Origin of the sequence: Kitasatospora herbaricolor (assembly GCF_030813695.1) — a bacterium.
Classification (GTDB): domain Bacteria; phylum Actinomycetota; class Actinomycetes; order Streptomycetales; family Streptomycetaceae; genus Kitasatospora; species Kitasatospora herbaricolor.
In genome coordinates this window covers 3370031-3395449 of sequence record NZ_JAUSVA010000002.1, presented here as the reverse complement: position 1 = coordinate 3395449, position 25419 = coordinate 3370031, and the positions used below count along the sequence as shown (strand labels likewise).

Here is a 25419-nt window from a genome sequence, read left to right as displayed (position 1 = left end):
CCCTCGCGCTCCCGCCCTCGTACTGCCGCCCCTGGAGAACCCGCCGTCCGGCTCCCGCCGCCGCTCAGCGCGGCGGCAGCGGCGGCCGGCGCAGGTCCGGGCGCGGGATGTCCTCCGGCGGCGGCACCGCGGCCGGGCTGTCCTCCAGCAGCTCCAGCGCCAGCCCGACGGCGCAGGAGAGGTCCGGGTGCCGGCCCCGGGCCCAGTCGTTGGGGGTGCGCAGCACGTGCACGTCCGGCTCCGCGCCGTGGTTCTCCACCGACCAGCCGAGGCCGCCGGTGAACCAGGAGGCGTTCTTGGGCACCGAGATCTGGGTGCCGTCGCCCAGCTGGTGCCGGCCGGTCATGCCCACCACCCCGCCCCAGGTCCGGGCGCCGATCACCGGGCCGAGGCCGAGCAGCTTGATGGCGGTGATGATCACGTCGCCGTCCGAACTGGTGGCCTCGTCGGCGAGGGCGACCACCGGCCCGCGCGGGGCGTCCCTGGGGTAGCGCACCGGCTGCCGCCCGCGGCTGAAGTCCCAGCCGAGGACGCGGCGGGTGAGCTTCTCCAGCACCAGTTCGGAGACGTTGCCGCCGGCGTTGCCCCGGACGTCCAGCACCAGCGCCGGCTTGTCGAGCTCGCGGCGCACGTCCCGGTTGAACTGGGCCCAGCCGGAGCCGCCCAGGTCGGGGATGTGCAGGTAGCCGCACCGTCCGTCGCTGAACTCCCGCACCAGCTCCCGCCGCCGGCCCACCCAGGCCTGGTAGCGGATCGGCCGCTCGTCGGTGAGCGGGGTGACCGCGATCCTGCGCACCCGCCCCTGGGGGCCGGTGCGCAGGGAGAGTTCGACGCTGGTGCCGCCGGTGCCCGCGAGCAGCGGCGCGGGCCCGCGTACCGGGTCCGGTGGGCGCCCGGCGACGGCCAGCAGCTCGTCGCCGTCCCGGACGCCGTGGGCCGCGAGCGGGGCGCGGGCCCGCGGGTCGGAGGACTCGCCGGGCAGGACCCGGTCCACCAGCCAGTGGCCGTCTGGGGAGCGCCGGGCGTTGGCCCCGAGCAGTCCGAGCGGCTGCTGGACGGGGGAGGGCCCCTCGCCGCGCCGGGCCGGGGTGACGTAGGCGTGCGAGGTGCCGAGTTCGCCGAGCAGCTCGCGCAGCAGGTCGGCGAAGTCGTCGGGCCCGGCGATCCGCTCCAGCAGCGGCTCGTACTGCGCGGTCAGGGCCGGCCAGTCCAGGCCGCACATGCCCTCGTCCCAGAACTGGTCGCGGACGATCCGGGCGGCCTCGTGGTACGCCTGGCGCCACTCCTCGGCCGGGTGGACGGTGTGGGTGATCCGCCGCAGGTCGACGCTGAGCCCGCCGCCCGGGCCCGGCACCGGGACGATCCGCAGGGTGCCGGCCGAGTACACGGAGACCGAGCCGCCGTCCCCGGAGACGGCGTAGCCGTCCAGCTTGTCGACCAGCGTGGTGCGGGTGCCGCGGGCCAGGTCGAAGTACTCCAGGGACGGCCGGCCGGAGGTGTCGTCCGGATTGGCGAAGGTCTGGCCGAGGGCACCGGAGATCGGCCAGCGCAGCCAGACCAGGCCGCCGCGCACGGCGTCGGTGGCCGAGTACTTGGAGGCGATCACGGGGAACTGCACCAGCCGCTCCGAGATGCCCTGCGGCTCGACCGTGACGGTGCCGTCGCCGGGGGCGGCGCCGGCCGCCGGCACCGCCCCGCCGGGCCGCCCCTCGGCCGGGGCGGCGAAGGGGGACGGCGTGTCGGCGGCCAGCGGGACGAGATAGGGGCGGCAGCCGAGCGGGAAGGACATGTCACCGGTGTGCACGTCGTGCACCGGGTCGAAGCCGCGCCAGGAGAGGAACACCAGGTAGCGGCCGTCCCGGGTGAAGACCGGCTGCTCGTCCTCGAACCGGCCGTCGGTGACGTCGGTGATCGGCGCGAGGGTGTCCGCCCGGGTCATCCGGATCTTGCGCAACGAGCGGCCGGCCACCGGCTGGGACCACGCGACCCAGAGCGAGTCGGGGGAGAAGACGGCGCTGCCGACCGGCCCGTAGGTCGAGGCCGCCAGCTCGCGCACCTCGCCGTCGGCGGTGCCCACCAGCAGCAGCCGCCCGTCGGAGGTGGCGGCCGCGAGGGTCCGGCCGTCCGGGGCGGCGGTCAGCTCCAGCACCCGGCCGATCCGGCCGCCGGCGATCCGCCGGATCCCGGGATGCTGCCCGGACCGGTGCTCGTGGTGGTGCTCGCTGCCGGGCAGCGGGGCGATCTCGACGGCGTCCTCGCCCTCGGCGTCGGTGATCCAGCAGACCTCGTCGGTGTGGCCGAGCACCACCGGCAGCCTGGTGCGCACCCCGGGCGTGTCGGCCAGCGCCCGGGCCGGCCCGTCCCGGTGGGTCAGCCAGTACTGGCTGCCGCGCACGGTGATCACGCCGGTCCGGCCGGTGGCGTCGCAGGCGAGGTCCTTGACGTGCGAGGCGGCGTTCACCTGGTACGGGCGGCGGCCGGCCCGGGCGCCGCCGAGCGGTACCCGCAGCCGGCGTGGGGCGGGGGCGTCCAGGCTGTCGAGCAGCCAGATGTCACCGGCGTGCTGGTAGACGATCCGGGTGCCGTCGGTGGCGGCCTCGCGGGCGTAGTAGGAGGCGTGGTCGGTGTGCCGGCGCAGGCCCGAGCCGTCGGGGCGGCAGGAGTACAGGTTGCCGATCCCCTCGTGGTCGGAGAGGAAGGCGATCCTGGGGCCGTCGGGCCCGTCCACCGGCATCGGTGAGGCGAGGTGGCCCGCGTGCTCGGGCAGCAGGCGCCGGCCGTCGACCCAGAGCCGCCCGGTGGCGCCGCCCCGGTAGCGCTTCCAGGCGGCGGGCTCGTGCGGGGCCGCGCCGGTCAGCAGGACGGTGTGCTCGCTGTTCACCTGGGCGTCGCCGACCGGGCCCCAGGGCATCTTCCGCCCCGGTGAGCCGTCCAGCGGGAGCGCGTGCGCCCAGGTGTAGTGGGCGAACGGCTCGTGGTACGAGGTGACGGCCAGCACCTCGCCGTCGGGGAGCCAGCCCCGGACCCGGGTGTCCTGGCTGCCCCAGTAGGAGAGCCGGACGGCCTCGCCGCCGTCCGAGGGAGCCGTCCAGACCTCGGGGGTGAGGGTCAGCCAGCTGGTCCAGGCGAGGGTGCGGCCGTCGGGGGAGAGCCGCGGGTGGCTGACCCGGGTGCGGTCGCAGCTGACCCGCCAGGCCCGGCCGGCACCGGCGCCGTCGGTCAGCGGCGCCACCCAGACGTCGTCCTCGGCGGTGAAGGCGAGCAGGCCACCGCGCAGGTGGGGGTGTCTGAGGTAGCCGGGCGCCGTCACCTCTTCATGGTTCGGCGCCGGCCTACCGGTCGCAACCCGGGCCCGGCGCGGCCGCGGGGCCGTCGCGGGTCGCCCGGCGGTTGCCGAGGGCCCGTCGGCAGCGGCCCCGGCGGGCCCTGCGGGGCGGTGCCGGCGGGCCGTCCAGGGGTGTTCGGACACCGGCGGCCGGGCCGGGGAGGCAACTCTCGGTCGCCTCGGGGGCATTGACACAGAACCGGCGGATCCACTTCAGTGGTCTAGTCCAACTGGTTGACGGAACGGCCGCACCCCCACCTGGCCGCAGCTTCCCCATGCCCTCGGACACCCCCACATCCCGCGCCCCAGCAGGAGTCCCCCGCATGCGCAGAACAGCATCCCCCACCAAGCACCGGGGCAGGCCCGGCCGCCTCGCCGCCATCGGCACCGCCTGGGCCGTCGCGGCCGCCGGCGCCGTCGGCCTGGCCCTCGGCACCGCGCCCGCCGCCTCGGCCGGCGAGTTCCTCACCAACGGCGGCTTCGAGAGCAACGCGCTGGCCCCCTGGAGCTGCGCCGCCGGCACCGGCAGCGTCGTCAGCGGCCAGGCCCACAGCGGCAGTTACGCCCTGGCGGGCGCGGCCTCGGCCAGCTCCTCGGCCCAGTGCTCGCAGACCGTCACGGTCGCGCCGAACACCACGTACACGCTCAGCGCCTACGTCAAGGGCGCCTACGTCTACCTCGGCGTCGACGGCGGCACCAGCACCTGGACGCCCGGCACCGGCGGCGCCTACCAGAAGCTCACGGTCAGCTTCACCACCGGCGCGGCCCAGACCAGCGCCACCGTGTACACCCACGGCTGGTACGGACAGGGCACCTACTACGCGGACGACGTCTCGCTGGACGGGCCGGGCGCCCCGAGCCCCTCGCCGTCGGCCACCGCCACCGCGAGCCCGACCGCCACCGCCTCGCCGACGGCCACCGCCACGCCCACCGTGACGGCCACCCCGACCACCACCGCGACGCCGACCAGCACCGGCACGCCGACCCTGCCGCCCGGCAACCACGCGCTGGTCGGCTACCTGCACGCCAGCTTCGCCAACGGCGCCGGCTACACCAAGGTCGCCGACATCCCCGACTCGTGGGACTTCATCAACCTGTCGTTCGGCGAGCCGACCTCGGTCACCTCCGGCGACATCCGCTTCAACCGTTGCCCGGTCGCCGAGTGCCCGTCGGTGGAGTCGGACGCCGACTTCAAGGCGGCCATCGCCGCCAAGCGCGCCAAGGGCAAGAAGGTGCTGATCTCGATCGGCGGCCAGAACGGCCAGGTCCAGCTCACCACCACCGCGGCCCGGGACACCTTCGTCTCCTCGGTCTCCGCGATCATCGACAAGTGGGGCCTGGACGGGCTCGACATCGACTTCGAGGGCCACTCGCTGTCGCTGGCCACCGGCGACACCGACTTCAAGAACCCGACCACCCCGGTCGTGGTCAACCTGATCTCCGCGCTGAAGACCCTGAAGGCCAAGTACGGCGCCGGCTTCGTGCTGACCATGGCCCCGGAGACGTTCTTCGTCCAGCTCGGCTACCAGTACTACGGCTCGGGCCCGTGGGGCGGCCAGGACCCGCGCGCCGGCGCGTACCTGCCGGTCATCTACGCCATGCGCGGCGACCTGACCCTGCTGCACGTCCAGGACTACAACTCCGGCTCCATCATGGGCCTGGACAACCAGTACCACTCGATGGGCGGCGCCGACTTCCACGTCGCGATGACCGACATGCTGCTCAAGGGGTTCCCGGTGGCGGGCAACACCGCCAACATGTTCCCCGCGCTCAACCCGTCCCAGCTGGCCATCGGCATGCCGGCCACCACCAACGCGGGCAACGGCTGGGTCAGCCCCACCGAGGTGAACAAGGCGCTGGACTGCCTCACCAAGCTGGCCAACTGCGGGACGTACGTGCCGCGGGCCGGCGCCCAGCCGAACCTGCGCGGCCTGATGACCTGGTCGATCAACTGGGACCAGTTCGGCGGCCGGGAGTTCTCGAAGAACTTCGACAGCTACTTCGGCTGATCCCGCCGCTGCGGCCGGCCCCGCGCGGGCCGGTCGCCCGCACCGCCTGACCGCATCATTCGATCCACCGCACCGCCCGCTCCACCCGCCGGCCGGCGGGCACGTGTCCCGTGCCCGCCGGCCGGCGGCGTTCCCGCGCCGTTCAGGCGCCGGGGAGCTTGGCCGCCAGGCCGGTCAGGATGAGGTCCAGCCCGAACTCGAACCGGTCGTCGCCGCCGCCGGAGGTCAGGATGTCGGCGTTGGCGCTGGTACAGGGGAAGGTCTCGCTCGGCAGCGAGGCGTAGAACGTCCTGACCTGTTCGCGGAAGGCCGGGCCGAACTCGCGCATCGGCAGGCCGCTCTCGCGCTGACGGGCCATGAACTGGGAGCCCTCGTAGGCGTCGGCGCTGATGTAGAGCAGTATCCGGTCGACCGACCAGGCGGCCTGCTGGATCGGCACGCCGCCGGCCACCAGGACGGCCAGGAGTCCCTCGGTGACCCTGAGCATGTTCGGGCCGGTCGGGATGGTGGCGAGCGCGATCCTGGCCACGTCCGCGTTGGCGGAGAAGACCCGGTAGATGGCGCGGGCGACGTCCCTGGCCTGCTCCTGCCAGTCGTCCGGGTCCGCCTTGGGCACGTCGATGCCGGCGGCCACCCGGTCGAGCATCAGGTCGAGCAGCTCGTCCTTGTTGATCACGTGCGCGTAGATGCTCGACGGTCCGGTGTCGAACTCCTGGGCGATCCGGCGCATCGTCAGTGCGTCGATCCCCTCCGCTCCGGCGATCCGGAGGGCGGCGTCCACGATCAGGTCGGCGGACAGCGGCACGCGTTGGGGCGCGGGCTGCTTGCTCGCGCGCCCCTTTCGCCATGGTGCGGCAGGGATCCCCGGGGTGTCGTGGGACCGGGAAACGTCCATGGTTCGTGAGCTCCTTCCTGGCGGCGACTCCCCGGAGGGGCTCGTTCCGGACCAGTGTACCAACAGACGAACACTGTACTTGACGAGAACGGTGTTCGGGTGCTCGAATGGCGTTCTCCACTCAGCGATCATTGTTCGTCGGGGGCCTGGCCGTTCGTCGGACGTCACTCCGCACACACCTGATGGGTTCAGCCAATGACGACATGGCAGCAATCACCGACGGAGGCCGACGAGGCTCCGTACAAGTGGCGCTGGCTCGCCTTCTCCGCGATCCTGGCCGCCTCGATCATGAATCTGCTCGACGCGATGATCACCAACATCGCGGCCCCCTCGATCCGCGCCGACATCGGCGGCGGCCTCGCCCTGATCCAGTGGCTGGGCGCGGGCTACACCCTCGCCCTGGCCGCCGGCCTGATCACCGGCGGACGGCTCGGTGACATCTACGGACGCAAGCCGGTCTTCCTGATCGGCGCCGTCGGCTTCACGATCAGCTCCGTGCTCTGCGCGGTCTCGGTCTCGCCCGGCACCCTGATCGCCGCCCGCATCGCCCAGGGCCTGTTCGGCGCCCTGCTGCTCCCGCAGGGCCTGGGCACCATCCGCTCGATCTTCCCGCCCCGGGAGCTGGCCACCGCCTTCGGCGCGTACGGCCCCGCGATGGGCCTGGCCACCGTGGCCGCCCCGGTCGTGGCCGGCGCGCTGATCAGCGGCGACCTGTTCGGCACCGGCTGGCGGATGGTCTTCCTGATCAACGTCCCGATCGGGCTCTTCGTCATCATCGCCGGGTTCAGGTACATCCCCAGCAAGCAGGCGCCGAGCGCGGCCAAGCTGGACGTCCCGGGAGCGGTGCTGGCCGGTGTGGCCGCGCTGCTGATGATCTACCCGGTGGTCCAGGGGCGCTCGCTCGACTGGCCGGCCTGGTGCTTCGTGCTGATGGCGCTGTCGCTGGTGCTGTTCGTGGTCTTCGCCAAGGTGGAGAACCGGATCCAGGCCCGTGGCGGCGACCCGCTGATCGTGCCGACGCTGTTCCGCAAGCGGGCCTTCTCCGGCGGTCTGGTCACCGGCCTGGCGGTCTACACCGCGCTGACCGGGTTCGGCCTGATCTTCACCCTCTTCCTCCAGCTCGGCCTCGGCTTCTCGCCGCTCAAGGCGGGCCTGTCCGTCCTGCCGCAGGCCCTCGGCAGCGTCTCGGGCTTCGTCGCCTCGGGCGCCGGGCTGACCCAGAAGCTCGGCCGCAAGTCGCTGCACCTGGGCACCACGCTGATGGCGGTCGGCGCGATCGGCATCTTCCTGATCGTCCGCGGCGTCGGCACCGACGTCTCGCCGTGGCACACCGCGCCGGCCCTGGCGGTCTACGGCGCCGGGCTCGGCCTCTTCCTCGCGCCGTTCTTCGACATCGTGCTGGCCGGCGTGGAGTCCCACGAGTACGGCTCGGCCTCCGGCACGCTCACCGCGATCCAGCAGTTCGGCAGCGCGCTGGGCGTGGCCATCATCGGCACCGTCTTCTTCGGCATCCTCGGCGCCCAGGTCACCCAGGCCACCGACACTCCGGACCTGCGGGCCAGGCTGGCCGCCGTCCAGGTCACCGGGGCCGCCCAGGACAAGATCATCACCGGCCTCGGCGACTGCGGCCACGACCGCGCCACCGCCACCAACCCCGACGTGGTCCCCGCCAGCTGCGTGCAGCTGGAGACCGACATCAAGGCCGCCGTGAGCACGTCCGGCAACCCGCAGGGCGTGGCCGCGGCCGTGCAGAGCGGGGCCACCGACTCCTTCAAGCAGGGCTTCAACCAGACCCTCCAGCGCACCATCTGGGTCGTGGTCGGCCTGCTCGCCCTGGGCTTCGCGCTCGCCTTCCTGCTCCCCAAGCACGCCCGCGGCCACAAGCCGCAGTCCGGCGACGGCGACGGCAAGGACGAGCAGCCGCAGGAGGAAGCAGCCCTGCTCTGAACCCACCGGCCGGGCGGGGTGCGCCCAGGGCGCACCCCGCCACCCCACCGGATCGTTTCCACCCCCGACGAGCCAGTTGTCATTCCACGAGAGGTAACGACATGTCCACCGCGATCGTCTTCAACGAGTACGGCAAGCCCGAGGTCCTCGTCCCGGTCGAGATCCCGGACCCGGAGGCCGGCACCGGCCAGGTGCGGGTGCAGGTGCGCGCCGCCGGCGTGCAGCCCTTCGACACCGCCTGGCGCCGGGGCGACTTCGCCCAGTGGAACCCGGACACCTTCCCGGTGCGGCTGGGCAACGAGGTGGCCGGTGTGGTCGACCAGGTCGGCCCCGGCGTCACCGGCGTGGCCGTCGGCGACGAGGTGATCGGCTTCCTGGACGGCACCGGCTACTCCAGCGTCGTCCTGCTGCAGGCCGACCAGCTGGTGCAGAAGCCGGCCGGGATGCCCTGGGAGGAGGCCGGCGTGCTGTCCGCCTCCGGCCAGACCGCGCACACGGCGCTGGACGAGCTGCGGGTCGGCGCCGGCGACGTGGTGCTGATCCACGCCGCCGCCGGTGGTGTCGGCTCCAACGCCGTGCAGATCGCCAAGGCCCGCGGCGCGGTCGTGATCGGCACCGCCAGCGAGCGCAACCACGACTACCTGCGCTCGCTCGGCGCCATCCCGGTCACCTACGGCGCCGGCCTGGTCGAGCGGGTCCGCGCCGCCGCGCCCGACGGCGTGGACGCGGTCTTCGACGCCATCGGCGGCGAGGCGCTGGACGCCTCGGTCGAGATCCTCGACGGCAACACCGAGCGCGCCGTGACCATCGCCGACTCCTGGGGCGGCCCGCGGCTCGGCGTGCGCCGGATCGGCACCCAGCGCTCCGTCGAGCGGCTGTCCGAGCTGGTCCGCCTCTACAGCGAGGGCCTGCTGAAGGTCACCGTCGCCAAGGCCGTCCCGCTGGAGAAGGCGCCCGAGGCGCACCAGGAGGTCGAGACCGGCCACGTGCGCGGCAAGGTCGTGCTGACCGTCGGCTGACGCCCGCCCGCCGCACGCCGCAGCCGGCTCCTCCGCTCGTCCGCCCGCCGGTCGAGTCCGAATCGAGCGCACCGGTATTCCCTGGGAGGCCGGTCGCCCCGCCGCACACGCGGTGGGCGCGGCCGGCCTCCGGCCGTACCCGCGGCCGCAGGCCCACCCACACTGCGGAGGAAAGATGTCCGATCTCGCTTCGTCCGGTGCCGGCTTCATCGCGATCGTCACCCTGGGCACCGAAGGACCGCAGGTCCAGCAGGAGCTGGTCGAGCTGCTGGTGAAGGACGTCGAGGAGTGGGTCCGGCACTGCCCGGGCTTCATCGCGGCGAACTACCACGCGAGCGTCGACGGCCGGCACGTCGTCAACTACGCCCAGTGGCGCGACGAGGCGGCCTACCGGGACTCGTTCCGGGACAACCCGCGCGCGGGGGAGCTGCGCGCGACCATCACCGCCATGCCGGGGGTCACCGCGCCCTCCATGGTCGGGTACACGCTGGTCCGGACGGTGCCGGCGGCCTGACCCGGCCGTCCTTGAGCTGTCGTCAAGCGAGTCTCGACGGCCCGCCGAAATGCTGACGGTGTCGCGGGGTGGACAGTCACCCCGCGCTCACCACTCGCACTTCGCGGAAGGACTGGCATGTCGACAGTTAAGAGCTGGGCCAAGAGAATCGCAGCCGTCGGAGCCGTCGCGGCGGTGGCGATCCCCGTGTCCGTGGGGTCCGCCGGCGCCGAGACCACGGCCGAGGCCCAGGCTCAGACGGCGGCCACCGCCTCCGTCCCGGTGGGGTACAACTGCTACGTCGAGTTCCCGGGCGGCCACAACGTGCTGCCCTACAGCCTGACCTTCGCGACCAAGGCCCCGGCCAAGGTCGCGCCGCACAAGAAGTTCACGGTCGAGCTCGACCCGCCGGTGATCACGCCCAACCCGCAGTACAACAGCGGCGTCAAGGACGTCCAGGTCCAGTACCAGCTGCCGGCCAACGCCTCGCTGGTGAAGTACGAGCTCGTCGGCGGCAGCGGCCTGGCCGGCACCCACGCGGTCGTCACGGTCGACTACGGCACCAACACGCTGACCTACAAGCAGGCCGGCACCCTGGCCGCGGGCCAGCCCTTCGACCTGCCGACGCTGAAGCTCAAGCTGGAGTCGGGCGCCTCCGGTGTGATCAACACCGGCACCGCCGGCACCTCCTTCGACGACCCGGCGTTCACCTGGGTCCGCCTGGACCTCCAGGGCGCCCCGGCCCCGTTCAAGTGCGTGGCGAACCCGCAGACCACGTTCACCACCACCACCGTCCGCTGACCCGGTCCGGTCCGGGGCCCTCGCCGGGCCCCGGGCCGGAATCCCTTCCCGGACCGGACCGCAATCCCGCCGTCCGCGTGGAACACCGAATCCGACCGGCGTTTGGGCGAATGGCGAAAGGAACGACATCCATGTTCCCCGTGATAGGAGGCAGCCGGTGAACCGGCGCGTCGTGATTACCGGAATCGGAGTGCGCGCACCCGGCGGCTCAGGGGTGAAGGCATTCTGGGACCTGCTGACGGCCGGGCGCACGGCGACCCGGCGGATTTCCCACTTCGACGCCTCACCGTTCCGGTCCCGGATCGCCGGCGAGGTCGACTTCGACGCCCCCGCCGAGGGGTTCTCGCCCCGCGAGATCCGCCGGATGGACCGGGCCACCCAGTTCGCCGTCGCCTGCACCAGGGACGCCGTCGCGGACAGCGGCCTGGACCTCTCCGCGCTGGACCCGCACCGCGTCGGCGTCAGCCTGGGCAGCGCGGTGGCCTCGGCGACCAGCCTGGAGAACGAGTACCTGGTGATGTCCGACGCGGGCAAGGACTGGCTGGTCGACCCCGGCTACCTCTCCCCGCACATGGCCGACTACCTCAGCCCCGGCATCATGCCGGCCGAGGTCGCCTGGACGGTCGGCGCCCAGGGCCCGGTCACCATGGTCTCGGACGGCTGCACCTCGGGCCTCGACTCGGTGGGTTACGCCGTCCAGCTGATCCGCGAGGGCAGCGTCGACACCGTCGTCGCGGGCGCCTCCGACACCCCGATCTCGCCGATCGTCGTGGCCTGCTTCGACGCCATCAAGGCGACCACGCCCCGCAACGACGACCCCGAGCACGCCTCCCGGCCCTTCGACGGCTCGCGCACCGGGTTCGTGCTGGCCGAGGGCGCGGCTATGTTCGTGCTGGAGGAGTACGGGGCGGCCGTGGCGCGCGGCGCCGAGATCTACGCCGAGGTCACCGGCTACGCGACCCGCTGCAACGCCTACCACATGACCGGTCTGAAGAAGGACGGCCGGGAGATGGCCGAGGCGATCCGGGTGGCGCTCGACGAAGCCCGGCTGGACCCGACCGGCATCGACTACGTCAACGCGCACGGCTCCGGCACCAAGCAGAACGACCGGCACGAGACCGCCGCCTTCAAGCGCAGCCTCGGCGACCACGCGTACCGGGTGCCGGTCAGCTCCATCAAGTCCATGGTCGGCCACTCGCTGGGCGCCATCGGCTCGATCGAGATCGCCGCCTCGCTGCTGGCCATCAAGCACAACGTGGTGCCCCCGACGGCCAACCTGCACACTCCGGACCCGGAGTGCGACCTCGACTACGTACCGCTGACCGCCCGCGAGCAGCGGGTGGACACCGTCCTGTCCGTCGGGAGCGGCTTCGGCGGCTTCCAGAGCGCCATCGTGCTCCGCCGCCCCGAGGGGGTCTCCGCATGACCGTCCGGACCGTCGTCACCGGGGTCGCCGTCGCGGCCCCCAACGGCCTTGGCACCGAGGACTACTGGAAGGCGGTGCTGGCCGGCCAGAACGGGATCTCCGAACTCGTCCGGTTCGACGCCACCGGCTACCCGTCCAGGCTCGCCGGGCAGATCCTCGACTTCGAGGCCAAGGACCACATCCCGAGCCGGCTGCTGCCGCAGACCGACGTCTCCACCCGCTACGCCATCGCGGCCGCGGCCTGGGCACTGGAGGACGCGGCGGTCGGGCCGGACACGCTGCCCGACTACGACATGGGTGTCAGCCTGTCGACCGCCCAGGGCGGCTTCGAGTTCACCCACCAGGAGTTCCAGAAGCTCTGGAGCAAGGGCCCCGAGTACGTCAGCGTCTACGAGTCCTTCGCCTGGTTCTACGCCGTCAACACCGGCCAGGTGTCCATCCGCAACGCGATGCGCGGCCCGGGCATCGCCCTGGTCGGCGAGCAGGCCGGCGGGCTGGACGTGGTCGGCCACGCCCGCCGGGTGATCCGCCGGGGCACCCGGCTGGTGGTCAGCGGCGGCGTCGACTCCGCGCTCGACCCGTGGGGCTACACCTCGCAGCTCTCCGGCGGCCTGGTCAGCACCGTGGACGACCCGGCCCGCGCCTACCTGCCCTTCGACCGGGCGGCCTCCGGCCACGTGCCGGGCGAGGGCGGCGCCGTGCTGGTCCTGGAGGAGGCCGGCTCGGCCCGCGACCGCGGCGCCCCGAAGGTCTGGGGCGAGATCGCGGGCTATGCCGCGACCTTCGACCCCCGGCCCGGCTCCGGCCTGCCGCCGGGCCTGCGCCGCGCCGCCGAACTCGCCCTGGCCGACGCCGGACTGGAGCCGGGCGACATCGACGTGGTGTTCGCCGACGCGGCCGGCAGCACCGCCGGCGACCGGGCGGAGGCCGACGCGATCCGGGAGGTCTTCGGGCCGCGCGGGGTGGCGGTGACCGCGCCCAAGGCCAGCATCGGCCGGCTCTGCGCGGGCGGCGGCCCGGTGGACCTGGCCACCGCGCTGCTGTCGATCCGGGACGGCGTCGTCCCGGCGACCGCGCACACCTCGGACGTGCCCGAGGAGTACGGCATCGACCTGGTCACCGGCGAACCGCGGACGCTGGCGGTCCGCGCCGCGCTGGTGCTCGGCCGGGGCCGCTGGGGGTTCAACTCGGCTGTCGTGGTGACCGCCGGCTGACCCGCAGAAGCACAGCTACGGACGACAACAGCGAGCAGGACGAGGGGACAGACATGGCAACGATGGAGATCGACGACCTGCGGCGGATTCTGGTCGCCTGCGCGGGCGAGGACGACGGCATCGACCTCAGCGGGGAGATCGAGGACAGCACCTTCCAGGAGCTGGGCTACGACTCGCTGGCCCTGATGGAGAGCGCCGCCCGGATCACCCAGGAGTACGGCGTGGTGCTCCCGGACGAGGCGGTCAGCGACGCGGCCACCCCGCGCACGGTGCTCGCCGTGGTCAACAGCATGGTGACCGCGGCCGCCTGACCGCACCGGCCCGACCGCACGCCGTGGCGCCCACGCCGCCCGCACCCCGCGCCCGCCGCGGGGTGCGGGCCCCGTGGGCGCCGTACCGGCCCGCCGTCCGGCCGGCCGGAGGGCGGGACACCCGCACCCGGGACGCCCGTAGGACATCCGTACCGAGGAGAGCGCACCGTCATGACCGAACCCCGGCAGCACCCGATCGAACACCGCACCGAACACACCCTGGTCGTGGCCGCGCCGGCGCGGGCGCTCTACGGCCTGGTCGCGGACGTCACCCTCTGGCCGGCCGTCTTCGGCCCGAGCGTCCACGTCCAGCACCTGGAGCGCGGCGAGGGCACCGAGCGCTTCGAGATCTGGGCCCTGGTGAACGGCGAGGTGTCGAACTGGACCTCCCGCCGCACCCTCGACCCGGAGCGCCTGCACGTCACCTTCCGCCAGGAGCGCAGCCGGGGCCGGATCGGCTCGATGGGCGGCGAGTGGATCTTCAACGAACTCCCCGGCGGCCGGACCGAGATCGTGCTGGTGCACCTGTTCACCCCGGCCGACGACGACCCGGACACGGTCGAGTGGATCAACGCGGCGCTGGACCGCAACAGCCCGCAGGAGCTCGCCGCGCTCGGCCGGATCGCCGAGTTGGGGCACCCGGTGGAGGACGTGGTCTTCTCCTTCACCGACACCCTTCCGCTGCAGGGTTCGGCCAAGGGCGCCTACGAGTTCGTGAACCGCGCCGACCTCTGGGCCGAGCGGCTGCCGCACGTCGGGCGGGTCGGCCTCACCGAGACCGTGCCGGGCATCCAGGAACTGGAGATGGACACCGTCACCGCGGACGGCTCGGCGCACACCACCCGCTCGGTGCGGGTCTGCCGCGCCCCGGAGTGGATCGCCTACAAGCAGCAGCTCACGCCCCGGCTCCTGCTCGGCCACAGCGGCCTGTGGACCTTCACCGACGGGCCGGACGGGCCGGTGGCCCACGCCCGGCACACGGTGGCGATCGACCCCTCGGCCGTCACCGGGGTGCTCGGCGCCGACGCCACCCTGGCCGACGCCCGGGCCTACGTCCGGGACGCGCTGGGCCGCAACAGCCTCACCACGATGGAGCACGCCGCGCGGGCCGAAGCGCTCTGAGCGCGGCGGACAGGCGAGGGGCCCGACGGCAGCGCTGCCGTCGGGCCCCTCTCGCGTGCCCGGCCCGGTACCGACCGGCGGCCGAACGGGCCGGCGGTCACCGGCGGGCGGATCAGCGCAGGGCGAATACCTCGTCCGCGTACGCCTTCGCGGCCGGGTCGAACTGCAGCACGATATGGCTGGCCGCCGAGTTGGCGTCCCGCCAGTGGCGCTGCAGGGCCGAGGAGTCCTGCTGGGCCCGGGTGCCGCCGGCCCGGAACAGGCGGTTGACGGCGGCCAGGGCCAGGTCGGCCGCCAGGGCGCAGTCACGGGTGCTGCGGGCCACGTCCAGGGCGGTGACGCGCTCCTGGTCGGCGGCCCGGGCGGCGCGGTCCAGCAGCAGGCCGGCCGCGTCGATCTCGCCCGCGGCGCGGGCCAGCACGGCGGCGGAGGCGGCCGGGATCCCGCCGGGCGCCCCGGCGGCCCGCAGGGCGGTCTCGTCGGTCCAGGCGTCCAGCGCGCCGCGGGCGGCGCCGAGCACCGGGGTGGCGAAGCAGAGCCCGTTCACGGCCTTGAGCGGCACCCGGTGGCAGGCCGCCTCCGCATCCCCGGCCGCGCCGCCGGTGACGGCGTCCCGGCCGAACGAGCGGGCGGCGGGCACCAGCACGTCCTCGATCACCAGCGTGTTGCTGCCGGTGCCGCGCATGCCGACGCTCTCCCAGGTCTCGACGATCCGGTACGAGGCCCGCGGGACGGCGAAGAACCGGGCCTGGCGCGCCTCGTCGGTGGTGACGGCGCAGACCAGCGCCCAGTCCGAGTACTCGATCACGCTGACGTACGGCCAGCGGCCGGATATCCGCCAGCCGTCGGCGTCCGGCTCGGCCTTGCCGAGCGGCATCAGCGCGCCCACGATCAGCGGGTCCGGGCCGTCCTGCCAGAGCTCCTGCTGCCCCGCCGCGGGCAGGTAGGCGGCCATCCGGCCGAGGCTGGCGGTCAGGGAGGCGGCCCAGGCCGCCGAGGTGCAGCCCTGGCCGACCGTCGCCACCGCCTCGGTCACGGCCGTGAAGGTGCCCGCCGTGCCGCCCCACCGGGCCGGCACGAAGTGGCGCGCGAACCCCGCGTCCAGCACCGCGCGCACCACCCGGGCGTCGAGCCGGCGGTCGCGCTCCGCCTCGCCGGCCAGTTCCGCCGCGGTCTTCGCCACGTCGGCGGCCGCCTCGACGAGGTCCGGGCCGCTCGTCACGCTGTTCGCCATCCTGTCCAACTCCTTGAATCCGGGGTGCCCCTACGCTGACGAACCAGGCTCCCCGGCGTCGCTCGACCGGCGCTGGAGGCCCGCCGGACCCGTCGCGCGGGCGTCCGCCCGGCGGGATTCGAGTGAGGCTAGAGCCTCCCCTGCGACCGTGGGCCGCAACGACCAGCAGGCGTGAGATTGGGGAGCAGACCGTGTCAGCACCGACCACGGAAACCGACGAGGGCCGGTGGGTCCTCGTCCTGGGCGCGACCGGCAACCAGGGCGGTACCACCGCACGCCACCTGCTGGCCCGGGGGACGGCCGTGCACGCCTTCGTCCGGGACCCGCAGGCCCCACGGGCCCGGGAACTGAGCGCGGCCGGGGCCACCCTGGTCCGGGGCGACCTGGAGGACGCGGACTCGGTCCGCGCGGCGATGCGCGGCGCGCACGGCGTCTTCAGCGTGCAGACCCCGCTCGGCCCGGGCGGCGTGCCGGCCGAGGAGCGGCACGGTCTGCTGCTCGCCGACATCGCGGCCGAGACCGGGGTCGCGCACTACGTGCACAGCTCGGTGGGCGGCGCGGAGGAGCCGGCCGGGGTGTTCTGGCGGGAGGCCAAGCTCCGCATCGAGGAGCGGGTGCGCGAGCGCGGACTGCCCGCCACCTTCCTGCGGCCGACCTACTTCATGGACAACCTCAACCAGTACCCGCCGCTGCTGGAGGACGGCGAACTGGTCTACCGCCGCGGCCTGGAGCCCGGCAAGTCGCTCCAGATGATCGCCAGCGAGGACATCGGCTTCTTCGCCGCCGAGGTGTTCGCCGACCCGGAGCGGTTCGTCGGCGCCAAGCTGGAGATCGCCGGCGACGAGCTGACGGGCGACCAGATCGCGGCCGCCTTCCAGAAGCACACCGGCATCACCACCCGCTACGACGCCGTCCCGATGGCGGAGCTGCGGGCAACCAGCGAGTGGCAGGCCACCGCCTACGACTGGCTGAACCGGATCGGCTACCACGCCGACATCGCCGACCTGCGGCGCCGCCACCCCGGCCTGCTCACCCTGGAGGGGTGGCTGGCCAGGACGGGCTGGGCCCCCGCCGAGCACCATGTCGCGCCGGCCGCCGCGGGCGTGCCGAAGGCGGCCGGGTAGCCCGCCGGGCGGCCCGGGGCCAGGCCCCCGCTGTGGCGCGTGCCGCCACAGCGGGGGCCTGCGCTCGTTAGTCTGCTGGGGGCGGCTCCACGCCCTGCGTCGTTGCGGCACAAGCATCTTGAGGAGCAGGACATGGCATTCACCGAGGTCGAGCTCGCCTATCTGGCCGGCCAGCGGTTGGGCCGGCTGGCCACCGTCGCGCCCGACGGGACGCCGCAGAACAGTCCGGTCGCGTTCCGGTACAACCCGGAGACCGGCACCATCGACATCGGCGGTCGCGCGCTCGGCGACAGCCGCAAGTTCCACAACGTCGAGGCGAATCCCAAGGTGTCGTTCATCGTCGACGACATCGCCTCGTTCCAGCCGTGGCGGGTCCGCGCGGTGGAGATCCGGGGTCGCGCCGAGGCGCTGCGGGACGCCGAGTCCACCGGGTACTTCAGCGGCGAGATGATCCGCATCCACCCCCGCCGGGTGCTCTCCTGGGGCCTGGACCCGGAGGTGTCCGGCATCCAGGCCCGGACGGTCGGGGAGAGCGGGCGGGTCTGAGCCGCCGGCCGGTGACGACGGCGGGGGAGGATCCGGGCGTCCGGTTCCTCCCCCGCCGTCGTCACCGGCCCGTTCCTGCGGAGCTCAGTCGGTGGCCGAGACCCGTACGGCCGCCCGCCGGACCCGCAGCCGGACGCCCTGGCCCCACACCGGGTCGGCGAACATGCCGAAGCCGAAGGAGAACTGACGCGGTTCCACGTCCTCGTCCGGCCCCTCGGTGGAGCGCGCGAGGTAGGTGTCGTCGGCCAGCCGGCGACCGATCCGGTCGACGGTGAAGGCCTCGGTGCCGTCCACCGACCAGGTGGTGCGGCCCGCGCCGGCGTCCACCGAGATCGCGAAGCGGTGCTGCTGCCCGGGCGTCCGCTCGGCCACCGGTACGGCGTACGAGAAGACGCCGTGCGCGGCGCCCGGCCGGGGCAGCCGCTCGTACAGGGCCCAGACGACCTTGTTGGTGAGCGCGAAGTCGAAGACGATGCCGCTCTCCAGGTCCACGCAGACCATCGCGCCCATCCCGCAGCGCAGGGTGGTGTCCGGGTCCTGGACCTCGTCCCCGTACGGGTGCAGGGCGGTGTTGAACAGCTCGGCGGAGAGCTGCAGTTCGGCGGTCAGCCGGCCCTTCCCGGGCACGTCGAAGCCGAGCGTGCCGCCGACCGAGGTGCGGTTGGCGAAGGAGACCCAGCGCAGGTGGCCGGGGCCGCCGTCCAGGGCGAAGGCCGGCAGGCCGGTGGTGGGCTCGGTGGAGGTGGGGGTCACCACCAGCCCGGCCGGCGAGGAGGAGACGACGCCGTCCCCCTCGGGGCGGCCCGCGCCGGGGCGCAGCTGCCAGCGGGCCTGCGGCCCCTCGTGGTCGAGGCCGGCGGTGAAGTCGTCCTCGAAGATCAGCCGTTCGGTCCCGGCGGCTCCCGCGGGTACGTCCTGGGCGGTCATGAGTGTGCTGCCTTTCGGTAGGTGGCGTGGGTGGGTGGGGGCGGGCCTGCGGTCAGCTCGCGACGCCCGCGAGGTCCAGGGCCTCGGCGGCGCGGCGCAGGATGGTCAGCCGGCCCTCGTGGTCGGTGGCCGCGGCGGAGACCATCACGCCCAGGGTCGTGACGCCGGCCTCGGCGAAGGCCCGCATCCGGTCGGCGATCCGGGGGACGGGACCGGCCAGCGAGGTGCGGTCGATGAAGTCGGCCGGGATCGCGGCGCCCGCGCCGGCCCGGTCGCCCGCCGCCAGCCGCTCGTGGAACAGGGCGATCTCCTTCTCGTGGCCCATCTCGCGGGCCATCGCGCAGTAGAAGTTCTGCGCCGGGTCGCCGATCCCGAGCATGTAGACGTAGTGCGGGCGCAGCAGGTCGAGGGCGCTGCCGAGGTCCTCGGCCACCGCGGTGGGCAGGCTCGGCAGGACGTCGAAGCCGGTCATGTCGAGGCCGGCCAGCTCCCGGCCGGCCCGGATCTCGCCGACCGACTCGGCGACCGCCTCCGGGGAGGTGAACACCCCGATCCAGCCGTCCGCGATCTCCCCGGCCAGCCGCAGGCTGCGCGGGCCGACGGCCGCCAGGTAGACCGGGATCCGGGGGCGCGCCAGCTCGGTGAACAGGTGCAGCGGGGCGTCCTCGCCGCCGGGTCCGGGCAGCGTGAAGTGCTCGCCCCGGTGGCTGACCGGACCGCCGGCCACGGCCTTGCGGACGATCTCCACGTACTCGCGGGTGCGGCTCAGCGGGCGGGCGAAGTCCACCCCGTACCAGCCCTGCGAGACGCCGGGGTTGGAGACGCCGAGGCCGAGCCGGAACCGGCCGCCGCTCAGCGAGTCCAGGGTCGCCGCGGTGAGGGCGGCCAGGCCCGGCGGGCGGGCCGGGATCTGCATCACGCCGGAGGCCAGACCGATCCGTTCGGTCTGCCCGGCGACCAGGCCGAGCACGCTGGCGGCGTCCGAGCGGTAGCCCTCGGGGGCGAGTACCACGTCGTAGTCGAGGCTTTCGGCGGCCCGCGCCAGCGCCCCGACGCCCTGGTAGACGAGATTTGCGCCAAGTCGCACGGGTTCTCCCAGATGTGACGGTTGATCAGATGAGGTGGGCGCCGCCGTCGACCAGCAGGACCTGGCCGGTCGAGTAGGTGGCCGCCACCAGCCCGAGCACCGCCTGGGCCACGTCCTCGGGCTGCCCCACCCGGCGCAGCGGGGTGCTCTCCCTGACCCGTTCGGCGATGGTGGCGAAGAAGTCGCTGCCGGCCGTCCAGGGCGTCTCGACCAGGCCGGGGGCCACCGCGTTCACCCGGATCTCCGGCCCGAGGGTGTTCGCCAGCAGTCGTGTCATGTGCTCGATGGCGGCCTTGGACACGGCGTACGGGATGGAGCTGCCGGCGGGCCGGCTGCCGGCCACCGAGGAGATGTTGACGACGGCCCCGGAGCCGGTGGCCCGCAGGTGCGGGACGGCCGCGACGGTGGTCTGCCAGGTGCCGAGGATGTTCAGGTCGAAGATCTCCCGCCACACCTCGGGGCCGGCCGCCGCGAGGTCGGCGTGCGGGATCGGCCTGGTCCGTCCGGCGTTGTTCACCAGGATGTCGAGGCGCCCGTAGTGCTCCACGGTGGTGGCGATCAGCTGCCGGGCCTGCTCCTCGTCGGAGACGTCGGCCCGGACGTACAGGGCGTCCGGGAGCGAGGCGGCGAGCTTCTCGCCGGCCTCCACCGAGTGCGCCGAGTTCACCACCGTCCGGATCCCCTCGGCGGCGAAGCGCTCCACGACGGCCCGGCCGATCCCGGACGAGGAGCCGGTGACGACGGCGACGCGCGGGGTGCCCATCAGTAGTTCCCCAGGCCGCCGCAGACGTTGAGCGCCTGCGCGGTGACCGCGGCGGCGTCGTCGCTCACCAGGTACTCGACCATCGCGGCGACCTCGCGGACCTCCACGTAACGGCCGAGCGGCACCCGGGTGGTGATCCGGTCGTGGGTCTCCTCCTCGGTCACGCCCCAGATCGCCGCGTAGTGCTCGCGCACCCGCTCGGCCATCGGCGTCTCCACGAAGCCCGGGCAGACCGCGTTCACGGTGATGCCGGTCCGGGCGAGCTCCAGGCCGAGGGCCTTGGTGAAGCCGACCACGCCGTGCTTGGACGCCGAGTAGGGGGCGGCGTGCACCACGCCCTGCTTGCCGCCGGTGGACGCGATGCTGATGATCCGGCCGCGCTCCTTGGCCAGCATGCCGCCGGCGTTGAGCACCTCCTTCGTCATCAGGAAGACGCTGTTCAGGTTGGTGTTGATGACGTCCAGCCAGAGCTCGTCGGGGATCTCGGCGGTGGCGCCGCCCCCGCTGCGGCCGGCGTTGTTCACCAGGATGTCGACCGGCCCGAAGCGTTCCACCGCGGCGGCCACGTAGCTCTTGATCTGCGCGTGGTCCGCCACGTCGCAGACCGAGCCGTCGACCTCCAGGCCCTGCTCGGTGAGCTGCTTGATCGTCGCGCTGAGCTCCTCCTCGCGGCGTGCGCAGATGTACACGCGGGCGCCGAGCCCGGCGAGCCGGGTCGCGATCTCCAGGCCGATGCCGCTGGTCGCGCCGGTCACCAGTGCCACCGGCTTCGCTGCCACAGTCATGCTTCCTCCAGTGCTGTCGTCCGCACGTCGTCGTCGGGCCCGCGGCGAGCATGGCCGCGGTGGCTAGAGGCGGAGTGGAAACCTGATGGAGCGCAGGCCGGAGAGTGCCAGGACCCGTTCTCAAGCCTCGTTCGAGCGGGCCCGGTCACCGTGAACGTGACCACCCGTCTTCCCTGGAGGCCCGATGACCACCGCGCCCGTGCGCACCGACCTGTACGCGCAGGTCCAGCACTTCTACGCCCACCAGATGCAGGCCCTGGACGGAGGCCGGTTCGAGGAGTACGCCGCGACCTTCACTCCCGACGGCAGCTTCCAGCACTCGCCGGGCGCCCAGCCGGCGGTCGGGCGGGCCGGGATCGTCCACGAGCTGGTGGAGTTCCACAAGCGCTTCGACGGCGACCCGGTGCAGCGCCGGCACTGGTTCAACCACGTCGCCCTGGAGCCGCAGGCCGACGGGTCGCTCCGGTCCACGGTCTACGCCCTGGTGGTGACCGTCCGGCCGGGCGGCAAGCCGGAGATCGCCCCCAGCTGTGTCGTGCACGACGTCCTGGAGGTGGACGGCGAGGGGGTGCTGCTCCGCTCTCGGCTCGTGACCCACGACCAGATGTTCTGAAACCGCCCGGCGCCAGGCCCGGCCGGCCCTCCGTGGTGGTCGGTCCGCGGCTGCACGGTCCGCGCCGTCCTCCGTCCGTCCGGGGGCACGGTACGCGGCGCTCCGTCCGTCCGCTGGTCCGTCCGTCCGCTGGTCCGTCCGTCCGGTGCGCCGGCCCCGGGCGGACGGACGCCGGCGGTGCGGTGACGGATCCGGGCCGAAGGACGTGCGGTCGGCGGCGGGGCCGGGGGCAGGGCGGCGGGGCCGGGCAGCGCGGCGGGGCGACGGCCCTTCGGCCGCCGCCCCGGTTCCTTCCCGTCGCGATTCGGTACGGTCCGCGCCGCCGGTCCGGCCGGCTCCCCGGTGCCGGGGGCAGGTTGCCCCGGCACCGGGGAGCCGGCGACCGGTCAGCTGGCGAGTTGCCGGAGCAGGCTCTGGCCGGGCAGGTCGAGGGCGGGGTCGTTGGCCAGGACGGCCCGGTGCAGCCGCTGCAGCCTGGGGGAGGGCTCCACGCCGAGCTCCTCCCGCAGGGTGGCCCGCAGCTGGCGGAACACCTCCAGCGCGCGCCAGGGGCTGCCCGAGCGGTAGAGCGCCAGCATCAGCTGGGCGCACAGGTTCTCGTGCATGGGGTGCTGGGCGACGAGCATCCGCAGCTCGCCGAGCAGGACGGTGTGCATGCCGAGGCGCAGGTCCGCCTCGATCCGGTGTTCCAGGACCTGCATCCTCGCCTCGTCCATCCCCAGCACCTCCATGCTGAGGATGCGTCCGACCGGGACGTCCACCAGGGCGGGGCCGCGCCACAGGGCGAGTGCCCGGCGCAGCTGGTCCGAGGCCTGCCGGTCGTTGCCGGCCTCCAGGTCGGCCGCGCCCTGGTTGGCCAGCCGGCCGAACTCGGCGAGGTCGCTCCGGTCCCGGCTCGCCCGCAGCTGGTAGCCGCCGAGCGAGGTCGCCAGCACGTCCTTCGCCGACTCCCCCGAGTCGGCGCCGAGCACACCGGTGATCTTCTTGCGAAGTTGAAGAATGTACGTCTGCAGGGTGGTGGCCGCACTCCGCGGGATGTCGTCGCCCCAGGCTTCCTCCATGAGGGTGGCCACCGGGACGACGCGTCCCGCGCGCAGGGCGAGGAGTGCCAGAATCTGGCGGGGTTTTCCGGCGCTCGGAACCACCGAGACGCCGTTATTTCTGATGGAGAGTGGCCCCAGAACTGCTATTTCCACAGTGGATCCCCCGGTTTGTGGTCGGTTGCTACTCTGCTTCGAGGATGGCAGCAAGGTCCCTTTCCTGACAAGTGAGGATTTCACGAGAAAGGGCCCGGAGGTTTGACGGGCGAACGGCAATGTGCTTCACGTCACGCGGATATCCGGAATCAATGGTTCCGGATATCCGGATCAGATCAGCCAGCCCGCCTCGCGGGCAATCCTGACCGCGTCCAGCCGGTTCCGCGCGTTGAGTTTGGTCACCGTGGAGGTCAGGTAGTTGCGTATGGTACCCACGGACAGGTGGACCCGGGCGGCGATCTCGGCGATCTCGGCGCCGTCCGCGGCGAGCCGCAGCACGTCGATCTCCCGCGGGGTCAGCGCCGGGCACCGCCGGTCCCGCGCGACGCGCGCCAGATGGGGGTCGACCACGCGGTGCCCGGCCGCCACCCGGCGGACCGCGCGGGCCAGTTCCATCGGCGGCGCGTCCTTGAGCAGATAGCCTCCCACCTGTGCCGCGAGTGCCTCGCGTGCCACCGCGGGGTGGTAGAGGTTGGTGAGGATCAGGGTCTTGCAGGAGGGCAGTTCCTCCTTGAGCCGGACCGCGGTGCTGATGCCCTGCGATCTCTGTTCGCCGACCGCGATCACCGCCACCTCCGGATGGTGTTCGAGCGCCGCGGCCATCGCGTCGTCGCACCCGACGTCGGCGACGACCCGCAGGTCCTGTTCGAGTTCCAGCAGGGCCACCAGGGCGCCCCGGATCATGTGGAGGTCTTCGGCCACCACGACACGTATCACGATTTCCCCCCGTTGCGTGGCAGCATGATCTTGCTCGTGCCGCACCCCTGGGTCGATACTACTGAGCCCGGGCTTTGCCGGCATGCACGATTGTGTTGCGGCCACGTAATCAACAGTCGTCGGGTAATCGTCCTGGGGCGCCCTTCGAGCAAGTCTCCAGTGGGATCGCCGATCATCGAGGAAAAGTGATCGCAAAACCACAGGGAGCGACCATGTCCGGGTCAAAGCAATCCACCGACGGCAGTATCGAGGAGATCGCCGACGGGATTTTCGCCTATGTCCAGCCGGACGGCGGGTGGTGCCTGAACAACGCAGGTGTCATCACGTCGGACGGACAGAGCGCGCTGGTGGACACCGCCGCCACCGAGGGCCGGGCCCGGCGGCTGCGCGAGGCCGCGCTGTCCGTGGCGCCGGCCGCACCCCGGGCGGTGGTCAACACCCACTTCCACGGCGACCACACCTTCGGGAACTTCGTCTTCCCGGAGGCCGTGGTGATCGGTCACGAGCGGCTGCGCACCGAGATGGCCCAGGCGGACCTGCACCTGACCACCCTGTGGCCCGACGTCTGCTGGGGCGACCTCGAACTGGTCCTGCCCACCGTCACCTTCGCCGACCGGATGACCCTGCACGTCGGCAGCGTACGGGCGGAACTGATCCACCTGGGCCCGGCGCACACCACCAACGACACCGTGGTCTGGCTGCCCGAGCAGAGCGTGCTCTTCACCGGCGACCTGGTGATGTCCGGGGTCACACCGTTCTGCCCGATGGGCTCGCTCTCGGGTTCGCTGGACGCGATAGGGGAGTTGCGCGCACTGGGTGCGCGCACCGTCGTCACCGGGCACGGCCCGGTCGCCGGGGCGGAGGTGCTCGACACCGCGGAGCGCTACCTGTGCTGGGTGCGCGACCTGGCCCGGGAGGGGATCGCGGCCGGTCTCAAGCCGGTGGAGACGGCCCGCGGGTGCGAACTCGGCGAGTTCGCCGGACTCCTCGACCCGGAGCGGCTGGTGCCCAACCTGCACCGGGCGTACGCCGAGGAGCTCGGCGCCGCGCCCGGCGACCCGCTGGACATCGGCGCCCTGTTCGCGGAGATGATCGAGTTCCACGGCCGGCTGCCGGCCTGCCACGCCTGACCCGGTCCGGCGCCGCCACCCGCGGGGTGTCGGCGCCGGGGGGCGTGCCGCTCCCGCCGGGCGCCGGTACGAGGGCTCGCCCGGTTCGGCTCGGCACGCTCCGGTGCGGCGTCGCTCAGCGCGCGGGCGCGGCGAACGCGCCGGAGCCCTCCCAGGCGGAGAAGGCGCCCCGGTGGTACAGCATGGGCGGGCGCCGGAGCACCTCGACCCCGTCCACCCGCGCGAAGAAGACCACGTGGTCACCCGCCTCCACCGTCTGCACCACGTTGCACTCCGCGTACGCCAGCGCGAGCGAGCGGAGCACGGGGGCGCCGCCCGCCACCTTCGAGGGCTGCCAGTCGACCTCGGCGAACTTGCCGTCGGAGCGGCTCGCGAACACGAGCGCCGCGTCCTGCCCGCCGTCCGCGAGCACGTTGACGACGAAGGACTTCGAGGTGCTCATCGCCTCCAGTGTCTGCGAGCGCAGGTCCACGCAGACCAGCAGCAGGGGCGGGTCGGCCGAGACGGCGGACATCGCGTTGCAGGTGAATCCGCGCGGCTCCCCGTCGGGGCCCAACGCCGTGACGATCGAGACGGCCGTCGGGAAAGAGCCGAACAGTTCACGAAAGCTGCCCGAGTCCACTGCCATTCCGCTTCACCGCCACCGTTCCGGTACTGGTTCCTGGGTTCATCAGG

The 25419-nt window shown here is 73.3% G+C and carries 23 protein-coding genes; 13 read left to right on the top strand and 10 right to left on the bottom strand.

Annotated elements, in window-relative coordinates; genetic code table 11:
• Positions 1-64: 64 nt before the first annotated feature.
• Positions 65-3514, bottom strand: coding sequence for a S41 family peptidase (locus tag J2S46_RS15170; RefSeq protein ID WP_191290031.1), 3450 nt, complete (start codon positions 3512-3514; stop codon positions 65-67).
• Positions 3515-3648: 134 nt separating this feature from the next.
• Here J2S46_RS15170 and J2S46_RS15165 point away from each other — a divergent pair, with 134 nt between their 5' ends.
• Entirely contained in the window at positions 3649-5334 is a 1686-nt protein-coding gene (locus tag J2S46_RS15165; RefSeq protein WP_191290030.1) for a chitinase, read from the top strand.
• 142 nt (positions 5335-5476) lie between these two features.
• On the opposite strand, the gene J2S46_RS15160 is transcribed toward J2S46_RS15165, so the two are convergent.
• The gene (locus J2S46_RS15160; RefSeq protein WP_191290029.1) at positions 5477-6229 is read right to left on the bottom strand and encodes a TetR/AcrR family transcriptional regulator; all 753 of its coding nucleotides are present in this window, start codon (positions 6227-6229) and stop codon (positions 5477-5479) included.
• A 195-nt stretch (positions 6230-6424) separates the two neighbouring features.
• On the opposite strand from J2S46_RS15160, the gene J2S46_RS15155 reads away from it, so the two are divergent.
• The 8 genes from J2S46_RS15155 to J2S46_RS15120 all read left to right on the top strand — a co-directional run bounded on the left by J2S46_RS15155 (position 6425) and on the right by J2S46_RS15120 (position 14562).
• Complete coding sequence (locus tag J2S46_RS15155) at positions 6425-8176, top strand: MFS transporter (protein WP_191290028.1); 1752 nt, start codon at positions 6425-6427, stop codon at positions 8174-8176.
• Between the two features lie 101 nt (positions 8177-8277).
• On the top strand, positions 8278-9195 hold the full coding sequence (locus J2S46_RS15150) for an NADP-dependent oxidoreductase (protein WP_191290027.1): 918 nt from the start codon (positions 8278-8280) through the stop codon (positions 9193-9195).
• 175 nt (positions 9196-9370) lie between these two features.
• On the top strand, positions 9371-9709 hold the full coding sequence (locus J2S46_RS15145) for an antibiotic biosynthesis monooxygenase family protein (RefSeq protein ID WP_191290026.1): 339 nt from the start codon (positions 9371-9373) through the stop codon (positions 9707-9709).
• Positions 9710-9826: 117 nt separating this feature from the next.
• Complete coding sequence (locus J2S46_RS15140) at positions 9827-10489, top strand: hypothetical protein (protein ID WP_190211396.1); 663 nt, start codon at positions 9827-9829, stop codon at positions 10487-10489.
• 157 nt (positions 10490-10646) lie between these two features.
• Positions 10647-11915 (top strand): beta-ketoacyl-[acyl-carrier-protein] synthase family protein, encoded by a 1269-nt coding sequence (locus J2S46_RS15135; RefSeq protein WP_191290025.1) that lies wholly within the window; start codon positions 10647-10649, stop codon positions 11913-11915.
• Complete coding sequence (locus J2S46_RS15130; protein WP_191290024.1) at positions 11912-13129, top strand: ketosynthase chain-length factor; 1218 nt, start codon at positions 11912-11914, stop codon at positions 13127-13129. The genes J2S46_RS15135 and J2S46_RS15130 overlap by 4 nt, the downstream gene beginning before the upstream one ends.
• Before the next feature lie 53 nt (positions 13130-13182).
• Positions 13183-13440 (top strand): acyl carrier protein, encoded by a 258-nt coding sequence (locus J2S46_RS15125; protein WP_191290023.1) that lies wholly within the window; start codon positions 13183-13185, stop codon positions 13438-13440.
• Positions 13441-13611: 171 nt separating this feature from the next.
• The gene (locus J2S46_RS15120; protein ID WP_191290022.1) at positions 13612-14562 is read left to right on the top strand and encodes an aromatase/cyclase; all 951 of its coding nucleotides are present in this window, start codon (positions 13612-13614) and stop codon (positions 14560-14562) included.
• A gap of 112 nt (positions 14563-14674) precedes the next feature.
• Here J2S46_RS15120 and J2S46_RS15115 read toward each other — a convergent pair whose 3' ends face one another.
• Positions 14675-15796, bottom strand: a complete 1122-nt coding sequence (locus J2S46_RS15115) for an acyl-CoA dehydrogenase family protein (RefSeq protein ID WP_191290021.1) — start codon at positions 15794-15796, stop codon at positions 14675-14677.
• 191 nt (positions 15797-15987) lie between these two features.
• Here J2S46_RS15115 and J2S46_RS15110 point away from each other — a divergent pair, with 191 nt between their 5' ends.
• Both J2S46_RS15110 and J2S46_RS15105 read left to right on the top strand, forming a co-directional pair.
• The gene (locus tag J2S46_RS15110) at positions 15988-16920 is read left to right on the top strand and encodes an NmrA/HSCARG family protein (RefSeq protein WP_191290020.1); all 933 of its coding nucleotides are present in this window, start codon (positions 15988-15990) and stop codon (positions 16918-16920) included.
• A 132-nt stretch (positions 16921-17052) separates the two neighbouring features.
• Positions 17053-17466 carry a PPOX class F420-dependent oxidoreductase gene (locus tag J2S46_RS15105; protein ID WP_191290019.1) on the top strand — a complete coding sequence of 138 codons (414 nt, stop codon included), beginning with the start codon at positions 17053-17055 and terminating at the stop codon, positions 17464-17466.
• An 84-nt stretch (positions 17467-17550) separates the two neighbouring features.
• Here the strand turns inward: J2S46_RS15105 and J2S46_RS15100 are convergent, their stop codons facing one another.
• Genes J2S46_RS15100 through fabG form a run of 4 tightly spaced genes read right to left on the bottom strand, consistent with a single transcriptional unit; the run spans position 17551 to position 21028 of the window.
• The gene (locus tag J2S46_RS15100; protein WP_191290018.1) at positions 17551-18393 is read right to left on the bottom strand and encodes a DUF6081 family protein; all 843 of its coding nucleotides are present in this window, start codon (positions 18391-18393) and stop codon (positions 17551-17553) included.
• Positions 18394-18445: 52 nt separating this feature from the next.
• On the bottom strand, positions 18446-19480 hold the full coding sequence (locus tag J2S46_RS15095; protein WP_191290017.1) for an LLM class flavin-dependent oxidoreductase: 1035 nt from the start codon (positions 19478-19480) through the stop codon (positions 18446-18448).
• Positions 19481-19505: 25 nt separating this feature from the next.
• Complete coding sequence (locus tag J2S46_RS15090) at positions 19506-20243, bottom strand: SDR family NAD(P)-dependent oxidoreductase (protein WP_191290016.1); 738 nt, start codon at positions 20241-20243, stop codon at positions 19506-19508.
• The gene (fabG, locus tag J2S46_RS15085; protein WP_191290015.1) at positions 20243-21028 is read right to left on the bottom strand and encodes a 3-oxoacyl-ACP reductase FabG; all 786 of its coding nucleotides are present in this window, start codon (positions 21026-21028) and stop codon (positions 20243-20245) included. The genes J2S46_RS15090 and fabG overlap by 1 nt, the downstream gene beginning before the upstream one ends.
• Positions 21029-21212: 184 nt before the next feature.
• Here fabG and J2S46_RS15080 point away from each other — a divergent pair, with 184 nt between their 5' ends.
• Positions 21213-21641 carry a nuclear transport factor 2 family protein gene (locus J2S46_RS15080; RefSeq protein ID WP_191290014.1) on the top strand — a complete coding sequence of 143 codons (429 nt, stop codon included), beginning with the start codon at positions 21213-21215 and terminating at the stop codon, positions 21639-21641.
• 386 nt (positions 21642-22027) lie between these two features.
• Here J2S46_RS15080 and J2S46_RS15075 read toward each other — a convergent pair whose 3' ends face one another.
• Together J2S46_RS15075 and J2S46_RS15070 are read right to left on the bottom strand one after the other, a co-directional pair.
• A complete protein-coding gene (locus tag J2S46_RS15075; protein ID WP_191290013.1) occupies positions 22028-22837 on the bottom strand; it encodes an AfsR/SARP family transcriptional regulator in 810 nt (269 codons plus the stop codon).
• A 171-nt stretch (positions 22838-23008) separates the two neighbouring features.
• Positions 23009-23614, bottom strand: a complete 606-nt coding sequence (locus J2S46_RS15070) for a response regulator transcription factor (protein WP_191290012.1) — start codon at positions 23612-23614, stop codon at positions 23009-23011.
• Between the two features lie 212 nt (positions 23615-23826).
• Here J2S46_RS15070 and J2S46_RS15065 point away from each other — a divergent pair, with 212 nt between their 5' ends.
• Positions 23827-24744 (top strand): MBL fold metallo-hydrolase, encoded by a 918-nt coding sequence (locus J2S46_RS15065; protein WP_191290011.1) that lies wholly within the window; start codon positions 23827-23829, stop codon positions 24742-24744.
• A 115-nt stretch (positions 24745-24859) separates the two neighbouring features.
• On the opposite strand, the gene J2S46_RS15060 is transcribed toward J2S46_RS15065, so the two are convergent.
• On the bottom strand, positions 24860-25372 hold the full coding sequence (locus tag J2S46_RS15060; RefSeq protein ID WP_190211412.1) for a flavin reductase family protein: 513 nt from the start codon (positions 25370-25372) through the stop codon (positions 24860-24862).
• Between the last annotated feature and the right edge of the window lie 47 nt (positions 25373-25419).

What these genes read in the sequence shown, in the direction of transcription:
- J2S46_RS15100 (WP_191290018.1), bottom strand. Translation starts at nt 18,393, where the DNA reads ATGACCGCCCAGGACGTACCCGCGGGAGCCGCCGGGACCGAACGGCTG.
- J2S46_RS15120 (WP_191290022.1), top strand. Translation starts at nt 13,612, where the DNA reads ATGACCGAACCCCGGCAGCACCCGATCGAACACCGCACCGAACACACC.
- J2S46_RS15130 (WP_191290024.1), top strand. Translation starts at nt 11,912, where the DNA reads ATGACCGTCCGGACCGTCGTCACCGGGGTCGCCGTCGCGGCCCCCAAC.
- J2S46_RS15165 (WP_191290030.1), top strand. Translation starts at nt 3,649, where the DNA reads ATGCGCAGAACAGCATCCCCCACCAAGCACCGGGGCAGGCCCGGCCGC.
- J2S46_RS15060 (WP_190211412.1), bottom strand. Translation starts at nt 25,372, where the DNA reads ATGGCAGTGGACTCGGGCAGCTTTCGTGAACTGTTCGGCTCTTTCCCG.
- J2S46_RS15090 (WP_191290016.1), bottom strand. Translation starts at nt 20,243, where the DNA reads ATGGGCACCCCGCGCGTCGCCGTCGTCACCGGCTCCTCGTCCGGGATC.
- J2S46_RS15160 (WP_191290029.1), bottom strand. Translation starts at nt 6,229, where the DNA reads ATGGACGTTTCCCGGTCCCACGACACCCCGGGGATCCCTGCCGCACCA.
- J2S46_RS15105 (WP_191290019.1), top strand. Translation starts at nt 17,053, where the DNA reads ATGGCATTCACCGAGGTCGAGCTCGCCTATCTGGCCGGCCAGCGGTTG.
- J2S46_RS15150 (WP_191290027.1), top strand. Translation starts at nt 8,278, where the DNA reads ATGTCCACCGCGATCGTCTTCAACGAGTACGGCAAGCCCGAGGTCCTC.
- fabG (WP_191290015.1), bottom strand. Translation starts at nt 21,028, where the DNA reads ATGACTGTGGCAGCGAAGCCGGTGGCACTGGTGACCGGCGCGACCAGC.
- J2S46_RS15140 (WP_190211396.1), top strand. Translation starts at nt 9,827, where the DNA reads ATGTCGACAGTTAAGAGCTGGGCCAAGAGAATCGCAGCCGTCGGAGCC.
- J2S46_RS15155 (WP_191290028.1), top strand. Translation starts at nt 6,425, where the DNA reads ATGACGACATGGCAGCAATCACCGACGGAGGCCGACGAGGCTCCGTAC.
- J2S46_RS15080 (WP_191290014.1), top strand. Translation starts at nt 21,213, where the DNA reads ATGACCACCGCGCCCGTGCGCACCGACCTGTACGCGCAGGTCCAGCAC.
- J2S46_RS15170 (WP_191290031.1), bottom strand. Translation starts at nt 3,514, where the DNA reads ATGCCCCCGAGGCGACCGAGAGTTGCCTCCCCGGCCCGGCCGCCGGTG.
- J2S46_RS15125 (WP_191290023.1), top strand. Translation starts at nt 13,183, where the DNA reads ATGGCAACGATGGAGATCGACGACCTGCGGCGGATTCTGGTCGCCTGC.
- J2S46_RS15065 (WP_191290011.1), top strand. Translation starts at nt 23,827, where the DNA reads ATGTCCGGGTCAAAGCAATCCACCGACGGCAGTATCGAGGAGATCGCC.
- J2S46_RS15115 (WP_191290021.1), bottom strand. Translation starts at nt 15,796, where the DNA reads ATGGCGAACAGCGTGACGAGCGGCCCGGACCTCGTCGAGGCGGCCGCC.
- J2S46_RS15145 (WP_191290026.1), top strand. Translation starts at nt 9,371, where the DNA reads ATGTCCGATCTCGCTTCGTCCGGTGCCGGCTTCATCGCGATCGTCACC.